Source organism: candidate division WOR-3 bacterium, assembly GCA_016926475.1.
Classification (GTDB): domain Bacteria; phylum SDB-A; class SDB-A; order SDB-A; family SDB-A; genus JAFGIG01.
In genome coordinates, this window is record JAFGON010000030.1 from 1 (window position 1) to 8,459 (window position 8,459).

Annotated in this window: 8 protein-coding genes; 6 read left to right on the plus strand and 2 right to left on the minus strand. The window is 40.4% G+C overall.

Going from position 1 to position 8,459, the window contains the following annotated elements; all coding sequences use genetic code 11:
* From JXA84_03100 to JXA84_03110, 3 genes are all read left to right on the plus strand, one after another.
* The coding region (locus JXA84_03100; GenBank protein ID MBN1150191.1) for a hypothetical protein at nucleotides 1–321 on the plus strand (321 nt) is incomplete at its 5' end.
* Nucleotides 308–1,648 (plus strand): 50S ribosome-binding GTPase, encoded by a 1,341-nt coding sequence (locus tag JXA84_03105; protein MBN1150192.1) that lies wholly within the window; start codon nucleotides 308–310, stop codon nucleotides 1,646–1,648. The genes JXA84_03100 and JXA84_03105, both read left to right, overlap by 14 nt.
* A gap of 116 nt (nucleotides 1,649–1,764) precedes the next feature.
* Entirely contained in the window at nucleotides 1,765–2,082 is a 318-nt protein-coding gene (locus JXA84_03110) for a Smr/MutS family protein (GenBank protein MBN1150193.1), read from the plus strand.
* Here the strand turns inward: JXA84_03110 and JXA84_03115 are convergent.
* Together JXA84_03115 and murJ are read right to left on the minus strand one after the other, a co-directional pair.
* On the minus strand, nucleotides 2,062–2,916 hold the full coding sequence (locus JXA84_03115; protein MBN1150194.1) for an EamA family transporter: 855 nt from the start codon (nucleotides 2,914–2,916) through the stop codon (nucleotides 2,062–2,064). The genes JXA84_03110 and JXA84_03115 overlap by 21 nt on opposite strands.
* A gap of 3 nt (nucleotides 2,917–2,919) precedes the next feature.
* Nucleotides 2,920–4,485, minus strand: coding sequence for a murein biosynthesis integral membrane protein MurJ (gene murJ / locus JXA84_03120; GenBank protein ID MBN1150195.1), 1,566 nt, complete (start codon nucleotides 4,483–4,485; stop codon nucleotides 2,920–2,922).
* A 168-nt stretch (nucleotides 4,486–4,653) separates the two neighbouring features.
* On the opposite strand from murJ, the gene JXA84_03125 reads away from it, so the two are divergent.
* The 3 genes from JXA84_03125 to JXA84_03135 form a co-directional block, all read left to right on the plus strand.
* Complete coding sequence (locus JXA84_03125) at nucleotides 4,654–6,033, plus strand: MBL fold metallo-hydrolase (protein MBN1150196.1); 1,380 nt, start codon at nucleotides 4,654–4,656, stop codon at nucleotides 6,031–6,033.
* Nucleotides 6,034–6,047: 14 nt separating this feature from the next.
* Nucleotides 6,048–6,968 carry a site-specific tyrosine recombinase XerD gene (xerD, locus tag JXA84_03130; GenBank protein ID MBN1150197.1) on the plus strand — a complete coding sequence of 307 codons (921 nt, stop codon included), beginning with the start codon at nucleotides 6,048–6,050 and terminating at the stop codon, nucleotides 6,966–6,968.
* The coding region (locus tag JXA84_03135) for a hypothetical protein (GenBank protein MBN1150198.1) at nucleotides 6,961–8,459 on the plus strand (1,499 nt) is incomplete at its 3' end. The genes xerD and JXA84_03135, both read left to right, overlap by 8 nt.

The following is an 8,459-nucleotide window of genomic DNA, read 5'->3' on the forward strand; positions in this document are numbered from 1 at the left end:
GGAAGGGAAGGGTCGGTTTTGATTTCCTTGACTTTGCTTGTCAACAAGATGATTTCGAAAGAATTCAAAGGCATAAAGGTGAGAATTGACGCCGAAGAATACATGAGAAATCGAGAGGAAAGTTTCAGGGAAAAAGTTTTGGAAATAGCTAAGCAGGCTGAACTTTTGACGGAAGAGCACATAATAAAGAATTTGAATTCATACGAGAGAAGAATCGCCCACATGATAATAAAAGATTTTGAAGGGGTTGAAAGCAGAAGCGAAGGCGAAGGGGAAATTAAGGATTTAATAATTTACCCAAACCGAAGTGAATCTTTTTGATACGATAATCTCCAGAATTACGCCGGATGGCGAGAGCGCCGTCGCTTCAGTGAGAATGAGCGGCGAAAAAAGCCTGACATGCGTTTTGCAATTGACGGGCAGAAAATTTTTTACTCCCAGAAAAGCAACCCTCGTCAAATTGAAGTTAGATCAAGGTATAAGCGATCAAGCCGTAGTTGTCTATTATCCTGGTGTGAACTCATACACCGGCGAAGATGTATGCGAAGTCAGTGTTCACGGAAACCAGTATCTCGTCAAAAAGCTTATAGGAAATTGCATCGAGAAAGGGTTGAGGACAGCCGAGAAAGGCGAATTCACCTACAGAGCTTTCCTGAACGGTAAAATGGACCTGGCTCAGGCCGAGGGAGTTCTAGCGATGATAAAGGCTTCGAACGAAAATTCCCTGAGAAGAGCCGGCTCCGCATTGAGCGGAAAAGCTGGAGAAAAGGTAAAAAAAATTATCGAAAATCTAAATGAATGTCGCGCCGAGCTTGAAATATCGACTTTTGGGGAAGACGTAAGACCTCTACTTTCACCGGCTTTTCTCGAAAATTTTAGAAAAATTAAAGAAGACATCGAGACAGTTTCACGCTGGTCCGCTTCAGCGGCAAGAGACCTTGTAAAACCTCAGATATTCATAGTCGGACCCCCAAACGCCGGAAAATCGACCCTTTTTAATATGCTCTACGGCAGTAAAAGAGTTGTTGTCTCAGACCAACCAGGAACGACGAGAGATATGATAAGGGAAGAAGTATATCTGCCAAAAGGTTCGGTTGTTCTGGTCGATGGGGTGGGAATAAGGGAAAAAGGATCGGATTTAATCGAAAGGCAGGGAAAGGACATTTTTCTTGAAAAGCTCAAAGAAGCGGACGCAGTGATTATGCTTCTCAACGCTGAAAGTGATTGGAGAGATGATTTTGCGTTGTTTTCTAGCTTTTCCGAAAAAATAAAAACCGTTGTAGCTCTAAACAAGTGCGATCTTGGCATATCGCCTGTGGAAGTTCCTGATGAAATAATCAAGCTGTCAGCCAAAACAGGTTTAAACCTTGAATGTCTTAAAAGTATTCTCAGCGAGAAACTGTGGCCGGAACCTCAGAAAGATGACATTTCAGAACAAGACGCTTACTTTTCTGAAAGGTCTTATCTTCTCATAGGTGAATCTTTGAAAAGCTGCGAAAAAGCGGGAAACTTCATCGAAGAAGACCTTTGGGACATTGCCGCGTTTGAGCTTGAAAACGTCAGCAAAAACCTCGGACGGATAGTGGGGATCCACGAAAAGCCAGGAGAAATTGTCGGATTGTTCGATAAGTTTTGTGTAGGAAAATAAGTGATTGTGAATTAACCCTGGCGATAACCATACGGCTTCAGAGCTTTGAAGGGAATTTCTCGGGATGATAACAACAGAAGAATTCTTTTAACAGATATTTTTTCTGCGAAATGTTCATGGACGAAAACCATAAAGAAGACAAACCGGAATTGATTCCAATAGAAGGTGTTTTGGACCTTCATACCTTCGACAAGAAAGAAATCGGAGGTTTGATACGCGAATACATTGAAGAATGCAGAAAAAAGTGCATATTTGAAATCAGAATAATACATGGAAAAGGTAAAGGTGTTCTCAGAGCCAGGGTTCATTCAATCCTCAGCAAAATTGATCTGGTAAAATCTTACAGGACTGCAAACGACTGGACAAGTTCCTGGGGGGCGACAATCGTCACTTTAAGAGATAATGAAAACTGTTCAGAGGTTCATGAAGACTAGAGAAACAGAAATAAAAACAAGTGAGATTATTTTAGTTTTCCGCATCTCTTCCCCGAATAAAATCCAGCCGGCCAAACTCATTATCAGTATACTTCCCACGGAATAAAATGAAAACGCCACAGCGGCGGGGAAATATTTAAATGAAGAAATGAGAAAAAAAGATGAAAAAAGATTGGGAATGCCTACCGCGATTCCGAATAATGCGCTTTTAGGGATTTTGGTTAAATTTCTAAAATTTGCGAAAAAGAATGACAAGACAAAAGCGGTTGCGAATACGACAGTCAAGAAGAAATTTTTTAAACTTTCATGCCAGTTGTTTTCAAAGATCTTGTTTGAAAATTCAGCCATTCCAACGAAAACCAGAACCCAGAAAAGAAGGATTGCCGATCGCCTCCTCGATTCTTTGTTTTCGGTTTTAATCGCGAGCATCAAAATTGATATAATCGAGAGGAAAATCCCAGTTGTTTTGAAAGCGTTCATTTTTTCTCTGAAAACAATAAAAGATAGAAGCACTGGAATTACGGTTCCCAACTTTGAAACCGCACCTGTTGTCGCCACTCCGTTGTATAGCACGCTTTTTTGTATAGATACAAAACCGAGAAGATAGATAACACCTGCAAAAATCCCCATAAAAAGTGCTGTGCCTAAATTGTCACGGGAAGCTATGAAGCTTTGGTTGTTTCTTGTCGTAAAAAACATAATAAAAGCGACAGCAAATGCAGAGAGATAATTGAAAGAAGCGACTCGCATCTCGTCTGTGCTGTTTTTTTGAGATAACTTGAGTAATACAGTGACAAGAGAACTCGAGAAAACAGCTAAAACGAGATAGACCATTGCCTAAGTGACTGAAACTTTGAACTTTAAGGCTCTTGCCAATATTAGGTAAAACAAGAAATAAAAAACTGAGGCTGAAAATATTACAGTCAGAGACATGAATAAACTCTGAGAAGAAGCGTTGAACAGTGTCCAGGATTTAAGAATCAGGTACAGGGAAAGCGCCGGTAAAAAAGAAGAAAGAAAAGTTTTGTAAACAGCTTCCGTGAGATTGACCAAAGATATCTTTGCGTATTTCAAATGAAACATGATCAAAAGGGCTAACCCGTTGAATAAGCTCGAAATGGATACAGCAAGAGCCAATCCGTTTATTTTCATTGAGTTTCTAAAAGTCAGCACAAGCGCGATGTTCACCGCGCTTGACAGAAAGCTAACAAAGACAGGTGTTTTGGTGTCTTTCAAAGAATAAAAAGTGTTTGACAGAATTTTTGCAAACGATGCTCCGGCTATTCCTATGAGAAACCAACCGAGAATATCGGCAGTTGCGACAGTGCTTTCAGCGCTGAACATACCGTGCTGGTAAATTATACGGACTAAATGGAATTTCAAAACCCACATTAAAAAACACACCGGAAAAGAAAAAAACATTGCCAGCCTCAGAGATTTCAGAAGAACGGAAAGGACTAAGTCAATCCTTTTAGAAGAAGCGTGACGCGCCGTTTCGGGAAGCGACACGGTGGCTAAGCTGACGCCGATTATGCCCAGTGGGAAAGTCATCAGCCTGAAGGCGAAAGAGTAGTGTGACACCGCTCCTTCGCCGAGATGGGTAGCAAAAGCTTGGTTTATTGCTACGTTGATTCTCGTCGCGACATAACCGACCGCTACTGGAAGAAACAGCATCAAAGAACGTTTTACTGCTCTATCCGAAAACATTAAATAAATGCGGTTTTTAAAACCTTCCCTGTAAGATGAAGGCAGCAATGCAATGAGCTGGGCGAGTGAACCGATCAATATGCCTATAGCGAGCGGAAATGGAGACAAAGTTTTAAAAGCGCCTGACAACTTGAACAGCAAGAGAGTTAAAACGATAGAGATGAGGTTCCAAAGAGCCGGAGCGAGCCCCGTCAAGGTGTAGTGTCTGAAATAGTTCAAAAAACCCATTAAAAGGGAAGTAGAAGATGATACTACGAGCAGAGGAAACAGAATCCTGACGAGAGATACTGTCAGAGCCTGCTTTTGAGGGTCGTAGCCTCCGGCGAAAACTTTGACGATGTAGGGTGCGAAAATTATCCCAATTCCGCAGAGAAGAGAGGAAATGATGAGTAGTATGTTGAAAAGGTTAACGGCAAACAGAAGAGCTTTTTTTTTGCCTTCTTTTTCCCGAATGTCCGAAAAAACAGGTATAAAAGCGGCGTTCATCGTGCCCTCGGAAATAAATTCCAGAACCATTCCTGGTATTATATAGGCTGTCCTGAAGGCGTCCATGGAGTTACCTGCTCCGTAAAGCATCGCGTATATTATTTCTCTGGAAAGCCCGAGAACCCGGCTTACAAAAACACCAAAAGAAAATTTTCCGGCGCTTTTAATTAAGTTTTTCGTTTCTGAACCTTTTTGTAATTGCGAAGACATATATTGTAAAAATACCAAATCAAGGAGTATTTCAAAAGCTGTTTCACAAAATTCAAGCTAAAGGGAAATGGTTTTCTGGGAAATCTGTTGACATATTATCTGTAAAGATTATCATTTTATTACAATTGATTTTTACTTTCAATATCTATTAAAACAGGTGGGTTAGAGGTGAAGATTAAATCCTTGGGTGCTGTAAAAACCGTCACTGGCTCCATGCATTTGGTTCAATCGTCCAGCGGAGGGAACTGCGTTCTCGACTGCGGTCTGTATCAGGGAAAGAGAGCTGAAGCAGAAGGTTTAAATCGAAACTTGAAAATTGATCCGGCGTCGGTTGACAGCGTAGTGATTTCACACGCCCACATAGACCATTGCGGTCTTCTGCCGTATTTCGTCAGAAAAGGGTTTGACCAGATTATATACATGACTCCGGCAACGCGTGAGTTGACAGAGTTGCTGCTTATGGACAGCGCCTTCTTGCAGCTGAAGGATGCAGAGTATTTGAACAGAAAAAGAAATTCCGGAGAACCGCAGGTAGAACCCCTCTACACCGAAGAAGACGTTAAAAGAGTTTTTGAATTGGTCCAGACGGTTAATTTTCACGAATATTTCGAACCCTCGTCGGGACTTACGGCGAAGTTTCTCAGAGCCGGTCATATTTTAGGATCTGCTATGATCCAAATCTCGGAAAAAAGCAGGACTATGCTTTTTTCGGGAGACTTGGGTAGAAAAAATGCTCCTCTGCTTAAAGACCCTGAAAAAGTTGACGACTCGCACGTAAACTTGCTACTCGTGGAGAGCACTTACGGAGGCAAAACGCACAAAGGATATAATGAAGGTATTGAGAGGATTTTTAAGGCTGTAGAAAAAATATGTCAGACTAAAGGAAAGTTAATAATACCAGCATTTTCAGTCGGCAGAACCCAGGATATTGTTTACGCCCTGCACAAGTTGACGGTCGAAAAAAAGATTCCGTTTTTACCCATATACGTAGACAGCCCTCTGTCGACTAATGTAACGGACATTTACAGACAACATTTTTACGAACTCGATGAAGAGACAATGCAGTTGATGAAAGAAGACGGAGACCCTCTCGGCTTTGGCAAATTAAAATACACGAGGACTGTCGAAGAGTCTAAAGAGCTGAACGGAAGAGAAGGTCCGATGGTAATAATCTCAGCGAGCGGAATGTGTGAAGGGGGGAGAATAGTCCACCATCTGAAAAACAATATAGAAGATCCCAGAAATGTTATTTTGATAGTCAGCTTTCAGGCGGTGCACACTCTCGGCAGGAGAATAGCTGAGGGGATGGAAGAGATAAAGATATTCGGAGACACATACAGAGTCAGAGCAGAGGTGATGACGAACAATGAATGGAGCGCTCATGCTGACGGACCGGAACTTGAAGATTTTGTCAGGGAAACCAAAGCGGACAAAACGATACTTGTTCACGGCGAATTAAAGCAGATGGAATTTTTGAAAGCTAAAATTGAAAACATGAATTTGCAGGTTTTGATTGCCGACGAAAATCAAGGTTTTGTGGAAGTTTGAAAACAGGAGATGATATGGAAAATATCAGAAGTAAGTGGGAAAAAATAAACGAGGATTTCATCAATTTCTTGATTTTTGAAAAAGGCGTCAGCCCAAACACCCTCAACGCTTATAAAAACGATATAAGACAGCTTTCAAATTTCTGCATGGACATGATGTTATGCCCTGAAAACGTCAAACACGAGCATTTGATAGATTATTCCGAAAAACTGGTTCAAGCCGGTTTAAAACGAGCTTCGATGAGCAGAAAAGTGTCTTCAATAAACCATTTTTTCAATTTTCTCAAAAACAACGAAATGATTATTCAAAATCCAGTAAAGGAACTGGTTGTCTCAAGAGGGAAAAGATCCCTTCCTGTCCCTTTGAGCATAGAAGATATCGAGAAAATATTCAAGTCTATTGGTGATAAATCGCCTGAGGAAGTAAGGGATAGAGCTATTTTCGAACTGCTCTATTCTTCGGGGTTGAGAGTTTCTGAAATATGCTCTATGACTTTCAACTCACTTCTTTGGGATGAACAGCTGATAAGGATAACCGGAAAGGGGAACAAAGAGCGGCTTATACCTTTCGGAGATTACGCGGCACAAGCGTTGAAAAACTATCTTGAGTTTGCAAGACCGAAACTTCTTAAAGGAAAAAAAGACACCGACAAGGTTTTTCTGAGTTCAAGAGGAAGGTCGATTTCAAGACAGATGATATGGATAAGCCTTAAAAGAGCCGCAAAAGCCGCTGCAATAGGCAAAGATATACACCCCCACACCCTCAGGCATTCGTTTGCCACCCACCTTTTAAAAGGAGGAGCAGACCTGAGAGCAGTTCAAGAATTACTCGGTCATTCTTCTATTAGCACGACTGAAATCTACACCGAACTTGACAGGGATACCTTGAAAGAAGTTATAAAAACCTGCCATCCAAGGGAGAAGATGAATGAATGATTCAGGAGAAGGTCAAGTAAATCCTGAAAAATTTGACGAAATAGCCGACGAAATGTCATCAAGCCTGATCCAGGGTTTTGATCAGGCTCAACAAGAACATTTAATAGAACAAAAAAAGAACAACCTTGAGAAAGAAATCATTGATTTGACTGAAAAAAGAGATCAACTGCTCGCCGAAGTTGATGAGTGGGAAAAGATGGAAGCTTCTTTGTCTGAAAAGTTGAAAAAACTGCAAGAATTCAAGGATTCGGCACAAGAAAATTTTAGGGAAACCCAGAGACTTTCAGAGGAAATTGAAAAACTCCAAAATGAAAAAGAATCTCTCGAAGACGATATCAAAGAATTAAACGGAAAAATCAATTCGGAAGAAAATGAACTTAAAGCGCTTCAGGCAGATCTAAAAGACGTCAGAAAACAAAAAGAAGAAGAGCGCGCTAATTTATACGAAATTGAAAAGCACATTGAGGCTTTATCGCTGAAAGTAATGCAAATTTCCGCTCAACTTGAATCCTTGGACAGAGAAAAAAACGAGAAACAGGAAAAAATCCGCAAAACCTATGAGGAGATTTCCAAGAATGAATCAACCCTGAGCGAAATAGCAGACCGGATAGAAAAGAGCCGTAAGGTCTTAGAAGACAATCAAATGGAATTGGATGGAATAACCCAGCAGAGAGAGAGAGTTATGATCGACATTGACATAGTCAAAAACGAGATTACAGCTCTCGATCAAAAAAAGAAAATTTCAGTTCAAGAAATTTCTGATCTGACCGAACGCTTAGCTGAACTTAAAAATTTTAACGAACAGCATGAAAACAAAATAGCCGAACTCGAAGCTGAGTACGAAAAAATTCAAATGGAAACCAGTTCTATTTCTATGGAAAACGACTATTTGGAAAACGAATTGACCATCAAAAAATCGGAGAAGGACAGAATTGAATCTGAAATATCGCTGAAAAAAGATGAACTCACTGAGTTGGAGTCGAAAATAAATGACCTTGCCCAGGAAAAAGAAAACTTGAGCGAAAGCATCAGCTCGCAAACCCGGATAAATGAAGAATTGGAAAATTCATATAAAGATTTATTTTTTTTGAAGACTGCGGCTGAAGAAGAAATTAAGAATTTATTACAGAAAATCGAATTAAACAAAAAGGAAACCGAAAAATCGGAAATCATTTTCGAAAACTTGCTCCAGGAAATAAGTTTATCGGAAAAAGAGCACAGGGAAAAAGAAGGTCAATACAAAAAGTCTCTTCAGGATTATGAATCTCAAATCGCTGAACTTGAAGATGCGGTCGAAAAGGAAAGAATAAAATACTCTGAGTTGAAAAAAGAAATCGATATTCTCGAAAATGAAAAGCAGGATGCTCAAAACAATATTTCAAAATACGGCGAAAATTTGAAAACTCTTGAGAAGAGCCGTTCAGAAGCCGAAGAAGTTGTAGGAGAGCTGGAAAGGAAGAGATCTGATTTAGAAACCGAGATAGGTGAAAA